Origin of the sequence: Enterobacter chengduensis, assembly GCF_001984825.2 — a bacterium.
GTDB lineage: Bacteria > Pseudomonadota > Gammaproteobacteria > Enterobacterales > Enterobacteriaceae > Enterobacter > Enterobacter chengduensis.
Genome location: NZ_CP043318.1, coordinates 3657479 through 3678813 on the forward strand (window position 1 = coordinate 3657479; position 21335 = coordinate 3678813).

The window sequence follows — 21335 nt, forward strand, 5'->3', positions numbered from 1 at the left end:
AATAACTTTACCGTTTCAGCACCTTTTGCACTATTGCCATAAGGCTTAATGTGCAAAGTAACGTAATACCGTTTTGTACAAGGAAATCATCATGCTCCACCCGCGAGCCAGAACCATGCTGTTGCTGGCCATTCCGGCGCTCATCATTGGCGTGGCCTCAAGCCTGGCGCTTATCGTCGTGATGAAAGTCGCGTCGGTGCTACAAACCCTGTTATGGGCAGCGCTACCGGCCAGACTGGGCGTCACCGCTGATTCTCCTGCCTGGATCGTTGTGATGCTGACGCTGACCGGTATTGCGGTGGGCCTGGCGATCCGTTTTAGTCCCGGCCATGCCGGCCCCGATCCGGCACAGGAACCGCTGATTGGTGCCCCGGTAGCCCCCTCGGCTCTGCCAGGGCTTATCATCGCGTTGATTCTGGGCCTGGCCGGCGGCGTCAGTCTGGGACCCGAGCATCCGATTATGGCCGTGAATATTGGCCTGGCGGTTTTCCTCGGTTCACGCATTTTGCCGCGGGTCAGCGCGCTGGACTGGACCATTCTCGCCTCCGCAGGCACCATCGGGGCGCTTTTCGGCACGCCCGTTGCCGCGGCGCTGATCTTTTCTCAGACGCTCAGCAGCAACAATGACGTCCCGCTGTGGGATAAACTCTTTGCGCCGCTGATGGCCGCAGCTGCCGGCGCGTTGACGACCAGCCTGTTTTTCCATCCTCATTTTTCACTCTCGCTCCCCCACTACGGCCAAATGCAGATTGCGGATATTTTCAGCGGTGCCATCGTCGTCGCGATCGCCATCGCGCTGGGGATGGTGGCGGTATGGTGTCTTCCGCGCCTGCACCGGCTGGTGCATAAACTCAAGCATCCGGTGCTGATTTTGGGGGCAGGCGGGTTGACCCTCGGTATTTTGGGGGCGATCGGCGGGACGGTGACGCTGTTCAAAGGTCTGGACGAGATGCAGCAGCTGGCCTTCAGCCAGGTGTTTAGCGTTTCCGACTATCTGCTGTTTGCCGTGATTAAGCTGGCCGCGCTGGTGGTGGCTGCAGCCTGCGGTTTCCGCGGTGGACGCATCTTCCCGGCGGTATTTGTCGGCGTGGCGCTGGGGCTGATGCTGCACGAGCATGTCGATGCCGTTCCGGCGGCGATTACCGTCTCCTGCTCGATTCTGGGGCTGGTGCTGGTGGTCACGCGCGACGCGTGGCTCAGCCTGTTTATGGCGGCGGTGGTGGTGCCCGATTCCACACTGTTCCCGCTGCTCTGCATCGTAATGTTGCCCGCCTGGCTCCTGCTGGCGGGCAAACCGATGATGATGGCCTGGCGAAACGACAAGTAATCAGGCGTTATTGCGCGCTTCCAGCGCTTTAGTGAGCGCCCCCAGCAGCGGCGGGATGTCGGATTTTGGCAGCATCACCTCGATCAGCGAAAGCCGCTCGTGGTGCGCCACTTTTTCAAGGACGTCCGCCAGCTGCTCCGCTTCACTGACCCGCCAGCACTGGGCCTGAGGATCAAGGCTCAGGGCCTGCGGGATTTGCGTCCAGTTCCACAGCGCGATGTCGTTATACCGCTGCTCCGGCCCGTGGATTGCCCTTTCCACCGTATACCCTTCGTTGTTAAGGACCAGAATGATGGGGCGTTGTTTATCCCGCAGCATCGAGCCAAGCTCCTGGATGGTGAGCTGCGCCGCGCCATCTCCCGTCAGCACAATCACGCGCCGGTTCGGGCAGGCGGTTTGCGCGCCAAACGCCGCCGCCAGCGTGTAGCCGATCGATCCCCACAGCGGCTGAACGATAAAATTCACATCAGCCGGAAGACGAAGGTCGATCGCGCCGAAGGCAGAGGTGCCCTGATCCGCAAGAATAATGTCCCCCGGGCGGATAAACGTCTGCAGCGTTTCCCAGAAGTTCTCCTGCGTCAGCGAGCCATCCGGCTGGGCATAGGACATCGCGCGTTGAGAGGACGGCAACGGCGTACCGTGCACATGCTGTTTAGACAGCTCCACCAGCGTTTCGATTGCCTGAAGCATGGGGATGCCGGTAAACCAGACGTCACCCACGCGTGAGGCATGAGGCTGGACCTCTATCGTTTGCGCCGGGGTGAGCTTATGGGTAAAACCGGCCGTCAGGGTATCGGTAAATCGCGTGCCGATGCACAAGACCGTGTCAGCCCCTTCAATCGCCTCTTTTACCGCGCTGGCGCTCGCCGAACCGCTGTAGGTGCCGTAAAAACCGGCGTGACGTTCGTCAAATATGCCTTTACCCATCAGCATCGTGGCGTGCGCCATCGGCACCTCCTTGACCCACTTCTGTAGGGCATGCTTCATGCCATGGCGCAGAACAAGAAAATCGGCCAGCAGCGCAGTCCGCTTGCTCATGGCCAGCTTGCTCTCTGCGGCATCCCGGAACGCCTTCAGGCAGGCGGCGTCGGCATGCACGTGTCTGAAAGTGAGAGCGTTTACAGGCGGGGTGGCGGCCTTTTTAGCCACGTCGGCGGGGAGCATCAGATAGCCGGGACGACGTTCCCGGAGCATGGTGGTCAATACCCGGTCAATCTCATAGCAGGCGTTTTGCTCGGTCAGGATCGCCTGTGCAGCGGTGATCGGCTCGCTCATATGGTAGAAATGACGAAACTCACCGTCGCCCAGGGTATGGTGCAGCAGCTCCCCTCGTTGCTGTGCCGCCGTCCCCGGCGCGCCCACAATATGCAGAACAGGAACGTGCTCGGCATAGCTGCCCGCAATGCCGTTCATCGCGCTTAACTCTCCTACGCCAAATGTCGTCAGCAGCGCGGCGAAGCCCTTACACCGGGCATATCCGTCCGCGGCATAAGAGGCATTTAATTCGTTGGCACAGCCCACCCAACAGATGTCCGGGCTGTCTATCACATGGTCGAGAAACTGCAGGTTGTAGTCGCCCGGCACGCCAAAAAGATGATCGGCTCCACAATCTCTTAGTCGTTCCAGCAGGTAATCGGCGACGCAGTATGGGGTACGCATGAACAGGTATCCTTCTAATGTTGACCTCACCTTGAGTATTAAATAAGCGTGATGGCTGTCCAGAATTGGCGATAAGAAGGGCATGGAAAGAATGCTTTACAAAAAAGGCTGCGCTATGCTGCTTTTTTTCACGCTAATGTAAACGTATACACTGAATTTTATCTTCAGCGCCAGAGGTCATGAGAATGGGTTATCAGCCGGACAAAAATCGTTACGGGACAATGGAGTATCGCCGCTGCGGGCGAAGCGGGCTCAGGTTACCCGCTATCTCGCTTGGGCTGTGGCATAATTTTGGCGACACCACGCTTTTCGAAAACAGCCGTCAACTTTTACAGCGCGCGTTCGATCTGGGCATTACGCATTTCGACCTTGCCAACAACTATGGCCCGCCGCCGGGATCCGCCGAACGTAATTTCGGCCGGATTATGCAGGAGGATTTCCTGCCCTGGCGCGATGAGCTGATCGTCTCTACCAAAGCGGGTTATACCATGTGGGAGGGTCCGTACGGCGACTGGGGGTCACGCAAATATCTGCTGGCAAGCCTCGATCAAAGCCTGAAGCGTATGGGGCTGGAGTACGTGGACATCTTCTATCATCACCGTCCAGACCCGCATACGCCGCTGCAGGAAACCATGAAAGCGCTTGACCATGTGGTGCGCCAGGGGAAAGCGCTGTACGTCGGGTTATCCAACTACCCTGCAGAGCTGGCTCGCCAGGCGATTGATATCCTTAACGACCTCGGTACGCCGTGTCTGATCCACCAGCCGAAGTACTCCCTCTTTGAACGTGCGCCGGAAGCGGGGCTGCTGGAGGTGTTGCAGGAAAAAGGGGTGGGCTGCATTCCCTTCTCGCCGCTGGCCGGGGGGCAACTGACCAACCGCTATCTGAACGGCATTCCGGCAGACTCACGCGCGGCAAGCGGTAGTCAATTCCTTAACCCTGACCAGATCACCGAAGAGAAACTGGAGAAGATAAGAAAGCTGAACGCCATGGCGGAAGCGCGCGGCCAGAAGCTGTCGCAGATGGCGCTGGCCTGGGTATTACGCCATGAGAACGTGACGTCGGTGCTGATTGGGGCAAGTAAAGCGGCACAGATTGATGACGCCGTGGGCATGCTGGAAAACCGCCATTTCTCTGCGGAAGAACTGACTCGTATAGAAGCGATTCTGGGCAGCTCAAAATAAAAACACTTTTAGCAAAAAGTGCTCTCATCCAGGAATTCGGAGTTGAGGCGATGATACGAGCCTTTACCAACTCGTAATATTGCGTTAACAGGCCCCACAAGGGCCCCGATCGTGAAGGAGAAAGAGTATGTTCAGGTCACTGATTCTTGCAGCGGTATTACTGGCTTCATCAGCCCCGCTGATCGCCACTGCGGGCGAAATCACCCTGTTGCCATCAGTAAAATTACAAATTGGCGATCGTGACGACTACGGCAGATACTGGGACGGTGGCTACTGGCGCGACCGTGACTACTGGAACCGTCATTATGAATGGCGAGGTGACCGCTGGCGCAGGCACGATAATGGTCTGCATCGCGGCTGGTATAAAAATAACGCTTATGAGCGCGGCTACCGTGAAGGCTGGAACGATCGTGACGACCGTCGCGGCTGGGATCGCGGCGGCAGAGGACGCGGTGGTCACGGCCACGGTCACGGACACCACTAATGCAAAAAGGAGCCTCACGGCTCCTTTTTCTTTTAAAGCCCTAACGCTGTCCCAATCAGCAACCACAGGTTCAGGGCCACCACCACTACCACGATGGCCCACCCGGTTCGTTTCACCAGCGTTGAGTTAACCAGCCCGCCCATCAGGGTTTTATTGCTGGTAAAGATCAGCAGCGGCACCAGCGCCAGCGCGATACCAAAGCTCAGCAGCACCTGGCTCATGACCAGAATTCGCGTTGGGTCGAGCCCCATCAGAATCACGACGAATGACGGCAGCATGGTGACAGAGCGACGAACCCACAGCGGAATATGGAACCGGACAAACCCCTGCATCACTACCTGGCCTGCCAGCGTTCCCACCACCGTAGATGAAAGGCCGGCAGCCACCAGGCTGAGACCAAATATCGTGGCTGCCGCATGGCTCAGCAGCGGCTCCAGCGTGAGATACGCCTGGTCAAGATCGGCAATACCGGTATGGCCGTTAAAGTGGAAAGCCGCGGCCGCCGTCGCCATCATCGCCAGATTCACAAACCCCGCGATGGTCATGGCGATTGCCACGTCCCATTTGGTTGCCGAATAACGCTCTTTACGCGTCCCACCGTGAAGATGCTGGGTCAGCGAAGAGTGCAGGTAAATCACGTGCGGCATGATGGTCGCACCCAGCACCCCGGCGGCCAGGAACACCGCTTCAGAGGTTGGCAGGCTCGGGATCGCCATCCCTTTAGCGAGCTGCGCCAGATTCGGCTGGGAGAAAATTAGCTCGACGATATAGGCCGCCGCGACAAACAGCAGCAGGCCGCCGATGACCTTCTCCAGCGGCTTTTGACCCCGACGCTGAAGCATCAGGATAAGGAACGTGGCAATCCCGGTCAGTACCGCCCCCTGCAGCAGCGACACGCCCAGAATCAGCTTAAACCCGATCGCTGCGCCGATAAATTCAGCGAGATCGGTGGCCATGGCGATGATTTCCGCCTGTACCCAATAGAGCCAGACGGCCGGACGCGGATAATGGTCGCGAATTTGCTCCGCCAGGTTTTTACCCGTAGCAATGCCAAGCTTTGCCGAGAGCATCTGGATCAGCATCGCCATCAGGTTAGCCCAGACGACCACCCACAGCAGCTTATAGCCGAAACTGGCCCCGGCCTGAATATTGGTCGCAAAGTTACCCGGATCGATATAGCCAATGGCAGCGATGAACGCAGGTCCCATTAATGCGAACCGCAACTTGCGCGCGGCTCTGCCACTGCTACCCTCTACGCGACTGTTTGTCATTTCTGCCTCTGAAATATAGCCTTTGCTATGTTTAATGCTATCAAAATGAGAATGATTATCAAGATCATTTGTGATGTTTGCAGTGATTTCTCTGATAGCTTTGAACGATAGACGGGCAGGTAAGTGGGGCGATCTAGCAGAAACTGAAATCGCGCGCGCTTTTGTGAAGATTAGCACACAAACTTAACTTTTCACTCATTTACCTAACATAACAAAAATGTATTGTGGATCACTATTTTTGAGACTCGTCACAGGATGTAACTATAGTGTGCCCTCGATCTCGTTTTCTTTTCTCTTGTTACATAGAATGTGCACGAAAATTAAACCTGCCTCATATTTGGAGCAAATATGGACCGCGTCCTTCATTTTGTCCTGGCACTTGTTGTCGTTACTGCACTTGCATTGCTGGTCAGCACTGACCGCAAAAAAATTCGTATCCGTTATGTTGTCCAACTGCTGGTCATTGAAGTTTTACTTGCGTGGTTCTTCCTGAACTCCAACGTAGGCCTCGGCTTCGTGAAAGGCTTCTCCGAAATGTTCGAAAAACTGCTCGGATTCGCCAACGAAGGGACCAACTTTGTCTTCGGTAAAATGAATGACGAAGGTCTGGCATTCTTCTTCCTGAAGGTTCTCTGCCCAATCGTCTTTATCTCCGCCCTGATCGGTATTCTGCAGCACATCCGCGTTTTGCCGTTCGTTATTCGTGGGATTGGCTTCCTGTTATCCAAAGTCAACGGCATGGGTAAGCTGGAATCCTTCAACGCCGTCAGTTCTCTGATCCTCGGTCAGTCTGAGAACTTCATCGCGTATAAAGATATTCTCGGCAAAATGTCCCGTAACCGCATGTACACCATGGCGGCAACCGCAATGTCTACCGTTTCCATGTCTATCGTGGGCGCGTATATGACTATGCTGGAGCCAAAATATGTTGTTGCTGCGCTGGTTCTGAACATGTTCAGCACCTTTATCGTGCTGTCGCTGATCAACCCGTACCGCGTTGACGCCAGCGAAGAGAACATCCAGATGTCAAACCTGCATGAAGGCCAGAGCTTCTTCGAAATGCTGGGTGAATACATTCTGGCCGGTTTCAAGGTAGCGGTTATCGTTGCCGCCATGCTGATCGGCTTCATTGCGCTGATTTCTGCGCTGAACGCCCTGTTCGCCGCGGTGCTGGGTATCTCCTTCCAGGGCATTCTGGGCTACATCTTCTACCCGGTTGCATGGGTGATGGGCGTGCCGACTCACGAAGCGCTGCAGGTAGGAAGTATCATGGCAACCAAACTGGTTTCTAACGAATTCGTTGCGATGATGGATCTGCAGAAAATTGCCAGCACGCTTTCTCCGCGCGCGGAAGGCATTCTGTCCGTGTTCCTGGTCTCCTTTGCGAACTTCTCGTCCATCGGGATTATCGCGGGTGCGATTAAAGGCCTGAACGAAGAACAGGGTAACGTGGTTTCTCGCTTTGGCCTGAAGCTGGTTTACGGCTCTACGCTGGTGAGCGTCCTGTCTGCTTCTATCGCGGCACTGGTTCTGTAACGTATACCGTTAAACAAAAACCGGGAGCGTGGCTCCCGGTTTTTTTATGCCCGTAATTCTTCCAGCGGTTTGGGTTTGCCTATCAGGTAGCCCTGCAGGTAATCCACGCCGAAGCGGAGCAGCATCTCCCGCTGGGCCGGTGTTTCTACATATTCCGCTACGACGCACAGCGATTTCGTCTTCGCCAGATTACATATGGACTGCACGATCATCGCATCCATATCATCGGTACAAATATCTTTCACAAAGCAGCCGTCAATTTTAATGATGTCCGCCTGCAGACGTCTGAGACGCTCGTAGTTAGCGTAGCCAGTACCAAAATCATCAATAGCAATCCGGAAACCATAATCCCGCAGCTGCTGAATATTGTGGATGCTGCAGCCTGAATTTGAGAAAGCCTGCTCTTCGGTGATCTCAATCACGACGGCCTGAGGCGCCACGCCGTAGCGTTCAAACAGCGCGCAAATCTCGATCCCCACCTCTTTTTGCATTAGCGTGAGCGGCATCAGATTGACAGAGAAACGAGCGCCAGCCTGCGTTGCAGGATGGTCGCGCAGCCACACCAGTAATTTTTCCAGGACGCACATATCAAACCGGTGGCTGAGGTTGAACTGCGCTATCAGCGGAATAAAGCGGTCAGGAGTAATAATCTCTCCCTCGCTTTCCATTCGCGTCAGAATTTCGTAATACCCGCTCCCGTCCGCCTTCTGGATGGGTTGCGCGTATAAATGGAATTGCTCCGTCTCCAGGGCGTGCTTAATCCGCGCCAGCATCAGAACACGCTCTGTCGTTTGTCCTGATGCCGCCTCAAGGCTATTCGTGAGCGCAAGCACGTTTTGCTCTCCGCAGGCCTGCTCTGCCAGCCAGCTCAGCTGCCCCAGCGTGTGGTGCAGCTTTTCGCCGTTTTCGACCATTCCCCAGGACGCGCCAAATTCAATATCCAGCCCGGTGTTGTTCCAGAAAATCTTACGGCTGTTCAGCCTGTCAACCATATGCTGAAGGCGCTCGGCGATGCCCGGGCCCAGTAATACCAGCACCAGCTCGCTACCCGGTAGCTGGAAGAGCGTCTCATCTTTCTGCAAAAGCGGCTGCAGCGACGTAGCAATCGTTCGTTTGCAATGGACCCGCATGAGGATGCCATAGTGGCGGCTCAAAAATTCCAGGTTATCCATACGCAGAATGCACACTTTGGCATCCGGATGAATCTCAAGATGATCCTCCAGCGCACGAATATTGGGCAAACCGGTCAGCGGATCGGTCAGCGCCCTGCCCTGCCAGCCCCGCTTCAGCCACTCGCTGCGCTGGTAAATCCGCGACATGTAAAGCAGGCAGATAGCAAAAGAGATCAGCACGGAGAGAATAAAGGAGAGCGAATGGCCCGATTCCACCCCATTCAGGAAGTTATAGTTGTAGGTTAACAGCAGAAGCGCAGAAACCGCCCAAAGCAGCGAGATAAGCGCATAGGTAAGTCGGCTTATTGCTAAGGTAAAAAGAATAAAAATCAGCGGCATTAAATAGCCCGCAATAACGGGAGATTCAAAAGGACCACATAAAATGGCGAGGACGAAGCCTAAAAGCATCAGCCAAACAGATATATACAATGAATTTTTGTGCGAAAAAATGGGCGTCACGCTTCGCCGCCAGAAGGTGATAGCGTAACGAGGATTAATTATCATTCTTAATGGGTAATAGAACATCATGGTAAAAATCAACGCTGCGCATATCAGGCTTTGTATATCCACAACGTTATAAATTACCGTGCCTTCGCCGAAAAAGGTTGAAATAGTCACCGGAAAATCAAACAAATAGCCTGCCATATACATCGACAGCTTAATACCTAATGGCACCATGAAACCGAGCCAGAATATACGAAGCCCGATGTGCCTGTTAGGGATGCTGTAGCGCCAGCGCTTGCCCAGCACGAGGCGTAGCAGCCCACACGCTGCGAACAACGCAAAGGTCTGACAAAACAGTAAAACTGAATATTGTAGCGGTGCTAAATTTACATAAAATAAATTAGTGACAGTAAAACCTAACAAAATGGGAAGAATTGCCCTGCGCCCAAATAGCAGAATTACCGCCAGCATCACGCTGAGGGGTAACCAGGCCAAATAAACGTCGTGACCATTCACAATTGCGCGGGGAGAGAGATAACGGGAGACAGGTACCGCAATCAGGCAAAGTGCCAGGGCAATTATAAATATCTTTACATTATTGTACGTTTTTCTATTCATTAAGTTGATGTGTATATTATCCGCCCGAATCATTGACCGGATGGATAATAGGTTTATTAATTGCACGAATCAAGTTCAAGTCTATTTATAGACTGGTTTATTGATGTCGATTGAGGTGAGGTATGGAAATACCTTCTTTTTGATAACAAACTACCGGGACGGGTGTAACATACAGATAAAAAAAACCCTCGTCTTTCGACAAGGGTTTACAATTTTGGTGGAGCTAAGCGGGATCGAACCGCTGACCTCTTGCATGCCATGCAAGCGCTCTCCCAGCTGAGCTATAGCCCCACATGTGTCTTTACTAACCGCACTCTGTTGGGTTCAGAGTTTGGTGGAGCTAAGCGGGATCGAACCGCTGACCTCTTGCATGCCATGCAAGCGCTCTCCCAGCTGAGCTATAGCCCCATCGTAAAGCTGTCATGTTGACGGGCGGCATAATATGAATTCCGCTGCGGAGTGTCAACGGCAAAATCAATAACCGCCGTTCGATCGCCGAAAAATCATGCAAATGAATCACTTTGCGAGCCTGCTCGCAGTCAGGAGTTAAGCCTGTCACGTTTTCACGTAAAACGGTGCTATAAAATGAGCCGTTAATTAACCCCACTGATATTCAGGAAATTGCATGATCAAGGAACGAATGACGCCGGAAGAGTTAGCCCTGCTCACTGGCTATAGCCGACAGACCATCAATAAATGGGTACGCAAAGAGGGTTGGATTACGTCACCAAAGCCAGGTGTCCAGGGCGGGAAAGCGCGCCTGGTACATGTGAATGAAAAAGTCCGTGACTTTATTCGCAGCGCACGTCGCGCGAGCGAAACGTCCGAACTGCCGGAAGGCGCCAGCCATGACGGTTCGCTTCACACCCTACTCCTGACGCTGGCCAATGAAATGACGCCAGAAGAGCAGAAGCAGATGACATCGCTGTTGATGCGGGAAGGGATCACCGGATTATTGCAACGTTTAGGGATTCGCGATCAGAACTGATATGAAAAGATTACGGAGCAAAATGACCACGGAAGAGCTGGCGGAGAATTTGGGCGTTGCCAGACAAACGGTTAATCGCTGGATACGCCAGCAGGGGTGGAAAACGGAAGGACTCAACGGCGTGAAAGGCGGTCGTGCACGGCTGATTCATGTCGACGCGCGGGTGAAGGAACATATTATGAGCCTCCCGGCGGTTCGCAACCGTCAGGCGGTTTACCATCTCGCCGAGGCCACGACGTCCTACAATGACCCCTCTTCAAATCTGTCTCAGGGCATTATTGAGACGCTGGAGAGTATGACTCCGTCAGAGCAGCAGCGCCTGGACACCTTATTGAAACGCGAAGGCATACGCGGTTTTCTTATGCGTCTGGGCATCGCGGAAGAAAAGGCGTAAAAAAACGGCAGGTTACCCTGCCGTTTGCTTTTTCCTGGACGTGATTACTGCTGATTTTCACGTTCAGCGATAAAGTCCAGCGCCTTGTTGATGCGCGCCACGCTGCGTGATTTGCCAATGGCGTGAACCGTCACATCCAGCGCCGGAGACTGTCCTGCACCGGTTACCGCAACGCGAAGCGGCATACCGACTTTACCCATGCCGACTTCCAGTTCGTCTGCCGTCGCCTGAATGGTGTGGTGCACATTCTCGGCGGTCCACTCGGTGAGGGCGGCAAGCTTGTCACGCACCACTTCCAGCGGCTGACGCGCAACCGGGCGGAGGTGTTTCTTCGCGGCGTCAGCGTCGAACGCGTCAAACTCTTCATAGAAGTAGCGGCAGCTTTCGGCAATCTCTTTCAGCGTTTTGCAGCGCTCGCCGAGCAATTTCACCAGTTCCGCCAGCTCAGGGCCCGTGCGGGTATCAATATTTGCTTGCTCAATGTGCCACTGCAGGTACGTCGCCACATATTCTGGCGGCATGGTATTGATGTAGTGATGGTTCAGCCACTGCAGCTTGTCGGTGTTAAATGCGCTCGCGGATTTGCTGACAGAACTCAGAGAGAACAGTTCGATCATCTCTTCGCGGCTGAAGATCTCCTGGTCTCCGTGGGCCCAGCCCAGGCGCACCAGATAGTTCAGCAGCGCTTCCGGCAGATAGCCATCGTCGCGATACTGCATCACGCTTACCGCACCGTGACGCTTGGAGAGTTTTTTCCCGTCATCACCGTTGATCATGGAGACGTGTGCATAGACTGGCACAGGAGCGTTCAGCGCCTTCAGGATGTTGATCTGACGCGGCGTGTTGTTGATGTGGTCTTCACCACGAACAACGTGGGTAATCTCCATATCCCAGTCGTCAACCACCACGCAGAAGTTGTAGGTTGGGGAACCGTCGGTGCGACGGATGATCAGATCGTCCAGCTCCTGGTTGCTGAATTCAATAGGGCCGCGGATCTGGTCGTCAAAGATCACCGAGCCCTCTTGCGGGTTAGCAAAACGCACGACGCACGGCTCGTCAGCTGCATGTTCGCTATGGTCGTGGCGGCAGCGGCCGTCATAACGCGGTTTTTCACCGTTCGCCATCTGCGCTTCACGCAGCGCGTCCAGACGCTCTTTCGAGCAGTAGCATTTATACGCCGTGCCCGCGACCAGCATTTCATCAATGACCGCGTTATAGCGATCAAAGCGTTTGGTCTGGAAGTAAGGGCCTTCATCCCATTCCAGATTCAGCCAGTTCATCCCATCCATAATGGCTTCGATTGCTTCTGGGGTGGAGCGCTCGAGATCGGTGTCTTCAATACGCAGCACGAACTCACCTTTGTTATGGCGTGCGAAAAGCCAGGAATAAAGAGCGGTACGTGCACCACCGACGTGCAGATAGCCTGTCGGGCTCGGCGCGAAGCGAGTTTTGATTTTCATGAAATGGCCTTACGTTATAAAGATGCCGGCAATCGGCAAATCCTGGGGAAAAAACGATGGGCAATATTCTATCACTGTGGGGGGATTCCTCAATGTCGATCCCTTTATCATGGCCGAGTTTGCGATTTTTGTTTAGAAATCATGCTTCACAGCCCATTTCGCGATCGTTTTGTTTAATTTTACGACGAACGAATAAAAACTTTAGAAAATGCGTTGACTCATTTTCAACTCTCCCTATAATGCGACTCCACACAGCGGGGGTGATTAGCTCAGTTGGTAGAGCATCTCCTTTACACGGAGGGGGTCGGCGGTTCGAGCCCGTCATCACCCACCATCTACTTCAGTAGACTCGCAGTGTAGATAAGAATTGAGATTGGGCGATTAGCTCAGTTGGTAGAGCATCTCCTTTACACGGAGGGGGTCGGCGGTTCGAGCCCGTCATCGCCCACCAATTTCACCTTATCGATAGCAGTTCCGAAATGGGCGATTAGCTCAGTTGGTAGAGCATCTCCTTTACACGGAGGGGGTCGGCGGTTCGAGCCCGTCATCGCCCACCATTTCGGGTCGTTAGCTCAGTTGGTAGAGCAGTTGACTTTTAATCAATTGGTCGCAGGTTCGAATCCTGCACGACCCACCAATGTAAAAAAGCGCCCTAAAGGCGCTTTTTTGCTATCTGCGATCTGGATGATTCGAACCTGCAGCAGGTTCGAGCCGAACGCAGTAAGGCACCGGAGCCGTTTACGGCGACGGCCCGAAGGGCGAGCGGAGCGAGTCATCCTGCACGACCCACCAATGTAAAAAAGCGCCCTAAAGGCGCTTTTTTGCTATCTGCAATACAGAGCCTACAAAACCCTTACGCCCCTGTTAACGTCTTTATCAACGTCTTTACCGCTGGCGTCGCCTGCTTCTCGTCATGAACGACATATAAATCTGCCGGAATACGCTCTTTCAAGGGTCGGAACACCACGCCCGGCCACTGCATTTGCGCGTAGCTGTCTGCGGCGAGCGTAATCCCCATCCCCATGCTGATCATCGCCAGCACCGTTTGCGGCTCAACGGCTTCACGCACAATCAACGGTGAAAATCCGGCCTGCTGGCAAACGCGATGTAAAAATGCCCAGTCAGAATGTGCGGTAGGCATCGTGACAAAATACTCGTCCTGCAATTCGGCGAGCGCAATAGAGGATTCTCTGACCAGGCGATGATCTTCCGGCATCGCCACCAGAAAAGCCGCCTCCCGCAAACGGTGGCTGGTAAACCCCGCAGTGGGTTCCGTTGCCATTCGCCAGATCCCGACATCCAGCTCCCGGCGCTCAAGCAGCGCCATCTGCATAACCGGCGATTTTTCGCGAAATACGACATCAACGTTCGGATGCTCTTTCAAAAAAGTGCGCATGACCGTGCGTACCTCGCTCCACATGGCGGTACCGACAATCCCCAGCTCAATGCGCCCTGCTTCCCCCCGCCCAATTTGCTCGACGCGAGCCAGCGCCTGGTTTGCGCTGGCAAGCAGACGACGAGACTCTTCCATCAGCACCTTACCGGCGTGCGTCAGGGCGACACTTCGCGAGTGGCGAATAAACAGTAACGTGCCCAGCTGGCTTTCCAGCTCTTTAATATGCAGGCTTAAGGGAGGCTGAGACATGTTGAGACGGGCCGCAGCCCGTCCAAAATGCAGTTCTTCAGCCACGGCCAGAAAATAGCGCAGCAGCTTAAGATCGGTCCGATAGACGCGTTCCATCAAAACATATCCTGGCGAAAACACTTATGCGCCTACCATAAAGCCTTTCAGCGTCCAGAGGGAAAATTTAATGTGCAACTGTGCGCATCTCGCTGTTTTTACAGGAATGGTGGTAGTTAAAGCTGAAGTAAAAGACCACCGCGAGCGCCAGGGCATAGGCCGCAAACACCAGCCAGATCGTCTGCCAGTCCTTGACCCCGTCTACGGAGAAATAATCGACCGCCATACCGCTCAATACCGATCCGAAATATGCCCCGATGCCGTTAACGGTCGTCATAAACAGCCCTTGCGCGCTGGCGCGGATATCGGCGCTTACCTCCTGTTCAACAAATACCGATCCTGAAATATTGAAGAAGTCGAACGCGCAGCCATAGACAATCATGGAAAGCATGAGCAGCACAAAGCCTGTTGCGGAAGGGTCGCCAAAGGCAAACAGACCAAACCGGAGCATCCAGGCCACCATGCTCATCAGCATGACGGCTTTAATACCAAACCGTCCTAGGAAATACGGAATGGTCAGAATGAAGATCACCTCTGACATTTGCGATACGGAGAGAAGAATGGACGGATACTTGACGATAAAGCTCTCTGCATACGCTGGATTACGGGCAAAATCATGCAAAAAGGGGCTGCCAAACGTATTGGTTATCTGCAGCACGGCGCCCAGCAGCATCGCGAATAAAAAGAACACCGCCATGCGGGGCTGTTTAAACAGGATAAACGCATTAAGGCCCAGCTTGCTTGCCAGAGACGCAGCCGTTTTCTGCTTCGCCACCGGAATAGCCGGTAACGTCAGAGAATAAAGCGCCAGCAGCAGGGACGCGGCAGCTGCAATATAGAGCTGCACGCTGCTTAACTCTGCCCCCATCAGGCTTATTGCCCACATCGCGGCAATAAAGCCCACGGTGCCATATACCCGCACTCGCGGAAAATGGCTCACCGTATCCAGCCCCGCCAGCTCAAGACAGGAGTAGCAAATGGTGTTCGACAGCGCAATCGTGGGCATGAAGGCCATCGCGTTCACCAGCATGACCCAGAACATCAGACCGGGCTCATTCACCTGGGCGGCATAACAGAGCGCAACAGCGCAGACGAGGTGGCAAATGACGTAGGCGCGGTCGGCCCGCAGCCACTTGTCGGCAATAATCCCCACCAGCGAAGGCATCACGATCGCGGCAAGGCCTTTGGAGCTGTACACCATGCCCACGTCGGAGCCGGTAAAGTGTAGGGTGTTAATCATGTAAGCACCGAGGGTGACCAGCCAACTCCCCCAGATAAAATATTGCATAAAGTACATCATCTTTAAGCGAGTCGTGATGTTCATAGCCCATTCCTTATAGCAGCGTGGCCCCTGCGGGCCACTTTATTGTTTTACTCAGGCAATATGGCGGAGAAAACCGCAGATAAGATTAATAAAGTTCTGACGGGAGAGCTCGGCGGCAGCGAGGGTTTGTTCATGCGAGAGTTTTACCTCCCCCAGACCTTCAGCGAGATTGGTAATCGCAGAAACGGCCACCACCTTCAGGCCGCAGTGACGCGCGGAAATGACTTCTGGCACGACGGACATCCCCACCACATCGCCGCCAATAATTTGCATCATGCGGATCTCGGCCGCCGTCTCGAAGTTCGGGCCGGGATAAGAGACAAACACCCCTTCATGCAGCGGGAAGCCTTCTTTCGTTGCTACGGTTTGCAGAACGGCACGGTAATCCGCGTCGTAAGCATTGGCCAGCGAGAAGAAACGGTCGCCAAAGCGCTCATCGTTCAGCCCCACCATCGGCGTGCCCGGCATGGTGTTGATATGGTCGCTCAGGGCAACCAGGCTTCCTGGCTGAACCTCCGGACGGAGTGAACCCGCCGCATTGGTGCTAAACAGCAGCTCGCACCCCAGCAGCTTAAAGGTTCGGATCGCATCGGTCATGATGGTCATCCCGCGCCCTTCATAGAAATGACCGCGCCCCTTCATGCAGGCCACCGGCACCCCGGCCAGATGCCCAAGCACCAGCTCGCCTGCGTGACCGTGGACGGTGCTTACCGGGAAGCCCGGCAGCTTTTCGTAACTCAGGGAGACGGCGTCATCAATCTGGTCGGCGAGCGCGCCCAGGCCGGAGCCGAGAATGAACGCCACGCGAGGCGTGAAGTTGGGCTTAGCGGCGCGAATGATATCGGCGCAGTACCACGGGTTATTCGAGAGGGTCATAGAGGCTCCTTGAGGATTAAGATTGCGATGTCGCGATCGCATGACTTACCTCTTATATCCGCAGCCCGCAGGTGACCTCCAATACACTTTCACCGCACCATCAATACTGATTGTGTATCAATGTAACTCCCTGCCAGATATGACAGTTTTGCTCAAGCTAATCCCGCCGGTGCCGATACCTCTGTTTTATCACGCGAGGAAAAAGTATGACGACCATTCAGGCTTCAACCCCATCCATTCAAACCAGCAGCACAGGGAGCGGGGCTTCCGGCGGTAACGATATCGCTGCGCAAATCAGCAGCATTCTTAACAAGATCCAAAAGCTGACTAAGCAGTTAAGCGAGCTGGCGAACAGCCCCATCAGCGTTGATGAGAAGAAAAAACAGCAGGAGCTTATTCAGAACCAGATCAAAATGCTGCAGGCGCAGCTCGCCGCGCTGCAGCGCCAGCAGGCCGAAGAGGCGCAGAAGAAACAGGACCAGGCGATCGGCAAAGTGGAAGGGGTTAACACCCCGTCAGACGATCGTCAGATCGATATCTACATCTGATCGTCCGATGCGTTAAACAGTGGGTCGCGTATGCGGGCTTCGGTTAAGCGTTGTGCCTGGATACGCACCACCTCCCAGAGAGCCTGCGCCGCCCCTGAGAGTGAGCGATTTTTTCGCCGCACCAGCATTAGCTTTCGCTCGACAACGGGCATTAATCGCCTGACGGCCAGTCGACTTCCCTGCGGCAGGGGAAGCGCCAGAGCGGGCAACACGCTGATGCCAATGCCGGCTTCCACCATGGGAAACAGCGTCGCCGGATGCCCGATTTCCTGCACGATTGTTGCGATAACGCCCTGATTGACCAGTGCGGAATCAATCAGCGGACGGCTGCCTGAGGCATAATCCTGCAAAACCAGGTTCGCGCCCTGCAGGCGCTGCCAGCTGACTTCCGTCAGCGATGCCAGCGGATCGTCGTCCCGACAGAGCAGTAAAAAGGGTTCAGAAAGCACGCTTTCGCACGCCAAATCGCTTACCTGACCGGGATCGATAACAATACCAAAATCCACATCCCCCTGGCGGATGCTCTCCAGCACCCACTGCTGCGGCCGGTCATGCAGGACAAAATCAATATCCGGATAGCAGCGGCTTCCCTCGGCAATACACTGCGGAATCAGGTGCGCGGATATCGTCTGGCTGGCCGCGACCCGCACGGTGCCCGAAAGCTGCTGGCCCAGTCTCCCTACGTCTCTGAGCGTGCTGTTCAGCTCATCCAGCAGGCGTTCGAGGCGCTGAGCCAGCTGCTGCCCTGCTTCGGTCAACACCACTTCACGCGTGGTGCGGTCAAGTAATCTGACCCCCGTTTGGTTCTCCAGCTCTTTTACGCTGTGGCTGACCGCCGACTGGCTCAGGCCAATCATCTCCCCTGCCCGGCTAAAGCTGCGGGCATGGGCGACGGTGACAAAAATGCGAAGCTGGCGTAGGGAATAATTCATCTGTTTAATTCATAAATGGATGCAATAAATCAATTTTATTTCTCAAATGGAAAAAAGCACAATAGCGACATCTGCTTTCAGGAGTGATTATGAAACTTTTTCGTATCCTTGATCCGTTTACGCTTACCCTGGTGGTCACCGTTTTACTGGCCTCGTTCTTTCCCGCCCGCGGCGGGTTCGTCCCGTTCTTTGAAGGGCTGACGACGGCCGCCATCGCGCTGCTGTTTTTTATGCACGGCGCAAAGCTCTCCCGAGAAGCCATTATCGCGGGCGGCAGCCACTGGCGGCTGCACCTCTGGGTGATGTGCAGCACGTTTATTCTGTTCCCGATCCTCGGGGTGCTGTTTGCCTGGTGGGCGCCGGTAAACGTTGACCCGGCACTCTACACCGGCTTCCTGTATCTCTGCATTCTGCCCGCTACCGTGCAGTCCGCCATTGCCTTTACCTCTCTCGCCGGTGGCAACATCGCGGCCGCGGTCTGCTCGGCGTCGGCCTCCAGCCTGCTGGGGATTTTCGTCTCCCCGCTGCTGGTGGGTCTGCTGATGAACATGCACGGCGCGGAGGGTAACCTTGAGCAGGTGGGCAAAATCTGCCTGCAGCTGCTGCTGCCGTTTGTTCTGGGCCATCTCTCCCGACCGTGGACGGGCGCGTTTGTGGCGAAGCACAAAAAGTGGATCTCAAAAACCGATCAGACCTCGATCCTGCTGGTGGTTTACTCCGCCTTCAGCGAAGCTGTCGTGAACGGGATCTGGCACAAGGTGGGCGCAGGCTCGCTGCTGTTTATCGTGGTGGTCAGCATTGTCCTGCTGGCGATTGTGATTGCGGTAAACGTTTTTGTGGCACGCAGGTGCGGCTTCAACAAGGCGGATGAGATTACGATTGTGTTCTGCGGTTCGAAAAAGAGCCTGGCGAACGGTATTCCGATGGCCAACATTCTGTTCCCGACATCGGTGATTGGAATGATGGTGCTGCCGCTGATGATATTCCACCAGATCCAGCTGATGGTCTGCGCGGTGCTGGCGCGTCGCTACAAGCGCCAGACCGAAAAGCTGGCGCAGGAAGAGACCCGCGCCGCGAAGGCTTAAGGACGCTTCAGGGGCTGAACCAGCTGGGTCAGCCCCTCGGTTTTGATCAGTAACGTGATGGCCATCAGCTCGCCCAGTCGCCCTGCCGGGAATTCATCCTTGCGGGCAAACCACAGCAGATACTCCTCCGGCAAATCAATCAGCCTGCGGCCCTTGTACTTACCGAACGGCATCTCCGTATTGGCAATCTCAACGAGCTGTTCTTTCTCCACGTTACTCTCCTAGCAGGCGCATCATTTCCGCTTCGTCAATCACCGCAATGCCGAGCTCCTGCGCTTTCGCCAGCTTCGAGCCCGCCGCTTCTCCGGCGATTACCAGGTCGGTTTTCTTCGACACGCTGCCCGCCACTTTGGCACCCTGCGCCACCAGGCGAGCTTTCGCATCGTCGCGCGAAAGCTGGCTCAGGCTACCGGTCAGGACCACCGTTTTACCGGCGAACGGGCTGTCAATCTCATCGGCGTTGATCGCCACCGGCGCGGGCCATTTAATGCCCTCTTCCAGCAGTTGGCCGATGACCTCGCGGTTGCTCTCCTCAGCAAAGAAGTTAAAGACGTGCGTGGCGACGACGATGCCGACATCCGGGACTTTCTGCAGCTCGTCGATGCTCGCTTTTTCCAGCGCCTCCAGCGTGCCAAAGTAGGCCGCCAGCCCTGCCGCCGTGGCTTCCCCCACTTCACGAATGCCCAGCGCGTACAGGAAGCGGGCGAAGGTGGTTTCTTTGGCGGCTTCCAGCGCGTTCACCACGTTCTGGGCTGACTTTGGCCCCATGCGATCCAGGCCGGTCAACTTACCCGCCGTCAGCCGGAAGAGATCCGCCGGGGTGTGGACATACTCTTTCTCAACCAGCTGATCGATAATTTTATCGCCCATGCCGTCGACGTCCATCGCGCGACGGGAGACAAAGTGCTTCAGGGACTCTTTGCGCTGCGCGCCACAGATTAAGCCGCCCGTACACCGCGCCACGGCCTCGCCCTCAACGCGCTCAACGTCGGAGCCGCACACCGGGCAATGGGTCGGGAAGATCACTTCACGCGTGTCATCAGGACGTTCTGACTCTACGACGTTAACCACCTGCGGGATAACATCGCCCGCGCGGCGAATGACCACTTTGTCACCAATACGCAGGCCCAGGCGCTCGATTTCATCGGCGTTATGCAGCGTGGCGTTACTCACCAGCACGCCCGCCACCTGCACCGGCTCCAGGCGAGCGACCGGAGTAATGGCCCCCGTACGACCGACCTGGAACTCCACGTCGCGAACGAAGGTCATCTGCTCCTGAGCCGGGAACTTGAACGCCACCGCCCAGCGCGGCGCGCGCGCCACAAAGCCCAGCAGCTCCTGCAGCGCCAGCGAGTTCACCTTAATAACGACGCCATCAATATCAAAGCCGAGCGTCGGACGATCCGCTTCCACCTTATGGTAGAACGCGAGCACCGCCTCAGGCGAGTCGCAGAGCTGAACGCGGTTGCTCACCGGCAGGCCCCACGCCTTAAACTGCATCAGACGCCCGAGGTGCGTATCCGGCAGCTCGCCGCCCTCCAGAATGCCAACGCCGTAGCAGAAGAAAGTGAGCGGTCGCTTTGCGGTGATTCGCGGATCGAGCTGGCGCAGAGAGCCTGCCGCCGCGTTACGCGGGTTAGCAAACACTTTTCCGCCGGTGCGGCGCGCTTCTTCGTTGATTTTCTCGAAGCCCGCCTGCGGCAGGAATACCTCGCCGCGCACTTCCAGACGCGCAGGAATGTTGTCCCCCTGCAGCTTCAGCGGGATCGCGCGGATGGTACGCACGTTGGTGGTGATGTCTTCCCCCGTTGTGCCGTCGCCACGCGTCGCGGCACGGACCAGCACGCCGTTTTCGTAGAGAAGGCTGACCGCCAGGCCATCCAGCTTCAGCTCGCAGCACCAGGTGAGGGCGTCGCTGCTTTTCAGGCGATCCTGCACGCGCTTGTTAAACGCAAGAAAGCTCTCTTCATCGAAGACGTTATCGAGCGACAGCATCGGCACTTCATGACGCACCTGACTGAACGCCCCCAGCGGCTCGGCGCCGACGCGCTGGGTCGGGGAATCCGGCGTAACGAGTTCAGGATGCTGTGCCTCCAGCTCGCGCAGCTCGCGCATCAGGCGGTCGTACTCCGCATCCGGGACTTCCGGCGCGTCCATAACATGATAGAGGTATTCATGATGGCGAAGCGTGGTTCGCAGTTCAGTGAGTTGTTGTTCGATAGAGTCCATATCGCACCATCAATGAGAAAAAACCCCCGACAGGCGGGGGTTGAGGAGGAGTTGAAGAAAACG

18 protein-coding genes, 6 tRNA genes and 1 other RNA gene are annotated in these 21335 nt (G+C 55.5%); 13 read left to right on the forward strand and 12 right to left on the reverse strand.

Features of this window, described 5'->3' with window-relative positions; translation table 11 throughout:
* Window positions 1–91: 91 nt before the first annotated feature.
* On the forward strand, window positions 92–1327 hold the full coding sequence (locus FY206_RS17665) for an ion channel protein (RefSeq protein WP_032643442.1): 1236 nt from the start codon (window positions 92–94) through the stop codon (window positions 1325–1327).
* Here the strand turns inward: FY206_RS17665 and ipdC are convergent, their stop codons facing one another.
* Complete coding sequence (gene ipdC / locus FY206_RS17670; RefSeq protein WP_032643444.1) at window positions 1328–2986, reverse strand: indolepyruvate decarboxylase; 1659 nt, start codon at window positions 2984–2986, stop codon at window positions 1328–1330. It abuts the gene before it with no gap.
* Window positions 2987–3171: 185 nt separating this feature from the next.
* Here ipdC and mgrA point away from each other — a divergent pair, with 185 nt between their 5' ends.
* Window positions 3172–4170, forward strand: coding sequence for an L-glyceraldehyde 3-phosphate reductase (mgrA, locus tag FY206_RS17675; RefSeq protein WP_032643445.1), 999 nt, complete (start codon window positions 3172–3174; stop codon window positions 4168–4170).
* Window positions 4171–4297: 127 nt separating this feature from the next.
* Window positions 4298–4654, forward strand: a complete 357-nt coding sequence (locus FY206_RS17680) for a DUF2502 domain-containing protein (protein WP_032643447.1) — start codon at window positions 4298–4300, stop codon at window positions 4652–4654.
* A 32-nt stretch (window positions 4655–4686) separates the two neighbouring features.
* Here the strand turns inward: FY206_RS17680 and FY206_RS17685 are convergent, their stop codons facing one another.
* Window positions 4687–5925: an Nramp family divalent metal transporter gene (locus FY206_RS17685; protein WP_032643450.1), complete on the reverse strand. Its 1239-nt coding sequence runs from the start codon at window positions 5923–5925 to the stop codon at window positions 4687–4689.
* 348 nt (window positions 5926–6273) lie between these two features.
* Here FY206_RS17685 and FY206_RS17690 point away from each other — a divergent pair, with 348 nt between their 5' ends.
* The gene (locus FY206_RS17690; RefSeq protein ID WP_032643452.1) at window positions 6274–7461 is read left to right on the forward strand and encodes a NupC/NupG family nucleoside CNT transporter; all 1188 of its coding nucleotides are present in this window, start codon (window positions 6274–6276) and stop codon (window positions 7459–7461) included.
* Between the two features lie 44 nt (window positions 7462–7505).
* Here the strand turns inward: FY206_RS17690 and FY206_RS17695 are convergent, their stop codons facing one another.
* The 3 genes from FY206_RS17695 to FY206_RS17705 form a co-directional block, all read right to left on the reverse strand.
* Window positions 7506–9695 (reverse strand): sensor domain-containing phosphodiesterase, encoded by a 2190-nt coding sequence (locus FY206_RS17695; RefSeq protein ID WP_045890684.1) that lies wholly within the window; start codon window positions 9693–9695, stop codon window positions 7506–7508.
* Between the two features lie 215 nt (window positions 9696–9910).
* Window positions 9911–9986: transfer RNA gene (locus tag FY206_RS17700), tRNA-Ala, on the reverse strand.
* Between the two features lie 41 nt (window positions 9987–10027).
* Window positions 10028–10103, reverse strand: a tRNA-Ala gene (locus tag FY206_RS17705).
* A gap of 217 nt (window positions 10104–10320) precedes the next feature.
* Between FY206_RS17705 and FY206_RS17710 the strand changes: the two genes are divergently transcribed.
* Window positions 10321–10683, forward strand: coding sequence for a YfeC-like transcriptional regulator (locus FY206_RS17710; RefSeq protein ID WP_032643456.1), 363 nt, complete (start codon window positions 10321–10323; stop codon window positions 10681–10683).
* 1 nt (window position 10684) lies between these two features.
* Window positions 10685–11077 carry a YfeC-like transcriptional regulator gene (locus FY206_RS17715; RefSeq protein ID WP_032643459.1) on the forward strand — a complete coding sequence of 131 codons (393 nt, stop codon included), beginning with the start codon at window positions 10685–10687 and terminating at the stop codon, window positions 11075–11077.
* 44 nt (window positions 11078–11121) lie between these two features.
* Here FY206_RS17715 and gltX read toward each other — a convergent pair whose 3' ends face one another.
* Window positions 11122–12537, reverse strand: coding sequence for a glutamate--tRNA ligase (gene gltX, locus FY206_RS17720; RefSeq protein ID WP_032643461.1), 1416 nt, complete (start codon window positions 12535–12537; stop codon window positions 11122–11124).
* 258 nt (window positions 12538–12795) lie between these two features.
* Between gltX and FY206_RS17725 the strand changes: the two genes are divergently transcribed.
* From FY206_RS17725 to FY206_RS17745, 5 genes are all read left to right on the forward strand, one after another.
* Window positions 12796–12871 (forward strand) — tRNA-Val (locus FY206_RS17725).
* Window positions 12872–12912: 41 nt separating this feature from the next.
* A tRNA-Val gene (locus tag FY206_RS17730) sits at window positions 12913–12988 on the forward strand.
* A 30-nt stretch (window positions 12989–13018) separates the two neighbouring features.
* Window positions 13019–13094 (forward strand) — tRNA-Val (locus FY206_RS17735).
* 4 nt (window positions 13095–13098) lie between these two features.
* Window positions 13099–13174 (forward strand) — tRNA-Lys (locus tag FY206_RS17740).
* A gap of 26 nt (window positions 13175–13200) precedes the next feature.
* A non-coding RNA gene (locus tag FY206_RS17745) (RtT sRNA) lies at window positions 13201–13329 on the forward strand.
* 61 nt (window positions 13330–13390) lie between these two features.
* Here FY206_RS17745 and FY206_RS17750 read toward each other — a convergent pair.
* The 3 genes from FY206_RS17750 to xapA form a co-directional block, all read right to left on the reverse strand.
* Window positions 13391–14278: a LysR family transcriptional regulator gene (locus tag FY206_RS17750; protein ID WP_032643463.1), complete on the reverse strand. Its 888-nt coding sequence runs from the start codon at window positions 14276–14278 to the stop codon at window positions 13391–13393.
* A 67-nt stretch (window positions 14279–14345) separates the two neighbouring features.
* Complete coding sequence (locus FY206_RS17755; RefSeq protein ID WP_032643465.1) at window positions 14346–15602, reverse strand: nucleoside permease; 1257 nt, start codon at window positions 15600–15602, stop codon at window positions 14346–14348.
* A gap of 51 nt (window positions 15603–15653) precedes the next feature.
* Window positions 15654–16478 carry a xanthosine phosphorylase gene (gene xapA, locus FY206_RS17760; protein ID WP_032643467.1) on the reverse strand — a complete coding sequence of 275 codons (825 nt, stop codon included), beginning with the start codon at window positions 16476–16478 and terminating at the stop codon, window positions 15654–15656.
* Window positions 16479–16684: 206 nt separating this feature from the next.
* On the opposite strand from xapA, the gene FY206_RS17765 reads away from it, so the two are divergent.
* On the forward strand, window positions 16685–17026 hold the full coding sequence (locus tag FY206_RS17765; protein WP_032643469.1) for a FlxA-like family protein: 342 nt from the start codon (window positions 16685–16687) through the stop codon (window positions 17024–17026).
* On the opposite strand, the gene FY206_RS17770 is transcribed toward FY206_RS17765, so the two are convergent.
* Window positions 17017–17958 carry a LysR family transcriptional regulator gene (locus FY206_RS17770; protein ID WP_032643471.1) on the reverse strand — a complete coding sequence of 314 codons (942 nt, stop codon included), beginning with the start codon at window positions 17956–17958 and terminating at the stop codon, window positions 17017–17019. The genes FY206_RS17765 and FY206_RS17770 overlap by 10 nt on opposite strands.
* Window positions 17959–18047: 89 nt before the next feature.
* Here FY206_RS17770 and FY206_RS17775 point away from each other — a divergent pair, with 89 nt between their 5' ends.
* Window positions 18048–19043, forward strand: a complete 996-nt coding sequence (locus FY206_RS17775; RefSeq protein ID WP_032643473.1) for a bile acid:sodium symporter family protein — start codon at window positions 18048–18050, stop codon at window positions 19041–19043.
* On the opposite strand, the gene FY206_RS17780 is transcribed toward FY206_RS17775, so the two are convergent.
* Both FY206_RS17780 and ligA read right to left on the reverse strand, forming a co-directional pair.
* The gene (locus FY206_RS17780; protein ID WP_003861328.1) at window positions 19040–19255 is read right to left on the reverse strand and encodes a DUF3820 family protein; all 216 of its coding nucleotides are present in this window, start codon (window positions 19253–19255) and stop codon (window positions 19040–19042) included. The two genes, FY206_RS17775 and FY206_RS17780, sit on opposite strands and share 4 nt — an antisense overlap.
* Window position 19256: 1 nt before the next feature.
* Window positions 19257–21272, reverse strand: coding sequence for an NAD-dependent DNA ligase LigA (gene ligA / locus FY206_RS17785; protein ID WP_032643474.1), 2016 nt, complete (start codon window positions 21270–21272; stop codon window positions 19257–19259).
* Between the last annotated feature and the right edge of the window lie 63 nt (window positions 21273–21335).

Coding starts and splice junctions, on each gene's coding strand:
- FY206_RS17765 (WP_032643469.1), top strand. CDS start 16,685: ATGACGACCATTCAGGCTTCAACCCCATCCATTCAAACCAGCAGCACA.
- FY206_RS17755 (WP_032643465.1), bottom strand. CDS start 15,602: ATGAACATCACGACTCGCTTAAAGATGATGTACTTTATGCAATATTTT.
- FY206_RS17715 (WP_032643459.1), top strand. CDS start 10,685: ATGAAAAGATTACGGAGCAAAATGACCACGGAAGAGCTGGCGGAGAAT.
- FY206_RS17685 (WP_032643450.1), bottom strand. CDS start 5,925: ATGACAAACAGTCGCGTAGAGGGTAGCAGTGGCAGAGCCGCGCGCAAG.
- FY206_RS17695 (WP_045890684.1), bottom strand. CDS start 9,695: ATGAATAGAAAAACGTACAATAATGTAAAGATATTTATAATTGCCCTG.
- FY206_RS17750 (WP_032643463.1), bottom strand. CDS start 14,278: ATGGAACGCGTCTATCGGACCGATCTTAAGCTGCTGCGCTATTTTCTG.
- mgrA (WP_032643445.1), top strand. CDS start 3,172: ATGGGTTATCAGCCGGACAAAAATCGTTACGGGACAATGGAGTATCGC.
- FY206_RS17710 (WP_032643456.1), top strand. CDS start 10,321: ATGATCAAGGAACGAATGACGCCGGAAGAGTTAGCCCTGCTCACTGGC.
- FY206_RS17775 (WP_032643473.1), top strand. CDS start 18,048: ATGAAACTTTTTCGTATCCTTGATCCGTTTACGCTTACCCTGGTGGTC.
- xapA (WP_032643467.1), bottom strand. CDS start 16,478: ATGACCCTCTCGAATAACCCGTGGTACTGCGCCGATATCATTCGCGCC.
- ipdC (WP_032643444.1), bottom strand. CDS start 2,986: ATGCGTACCCCATACTGCGTCGCCGATTACCTGCTGGAACGACTAAGA.
- ligA (WP_032643474.1), bottom strand. CDS start 21,272: ATGGACTCTATCGAACAACAACTCACTGAACTGCGAACCACGCTTCGC.
- FY206_RS17680 (WP_032643447.1), top strand. CDS start 4,298: ATGTTCAGGTCACTGATTCTTGCAGCGGTATTACTGGCTTCATCAGCC.
- FY206_RS17665 (WP_032643442.1), top strand. CDS start 92: ATGCTCCACCCGCGAGCCAGAACCATGCTGTTGCTGGCCATTCCGGCG.
- gltX (WP_032643461.1), bottom strand. CDS start 12,537: ATGAAAATCAAAACTCGCTTCGCGCCGAGCCCGACAGGCTATCTGCAC.
- FY206_RS17770 (WP_032643471.1), bottom strand. CDS start 17,958: ATGAATTATTCCCTACGCCAGCTTCGCATTTTTGTCACCGTCGCCCAT.
- FY206_RS17690 (WP_032643452.1), top strand. CDS start 6,274: ATGGACCGCGTCCTTCATTTTGTCCTGGCACTTGTTGTCGTTACTGCA.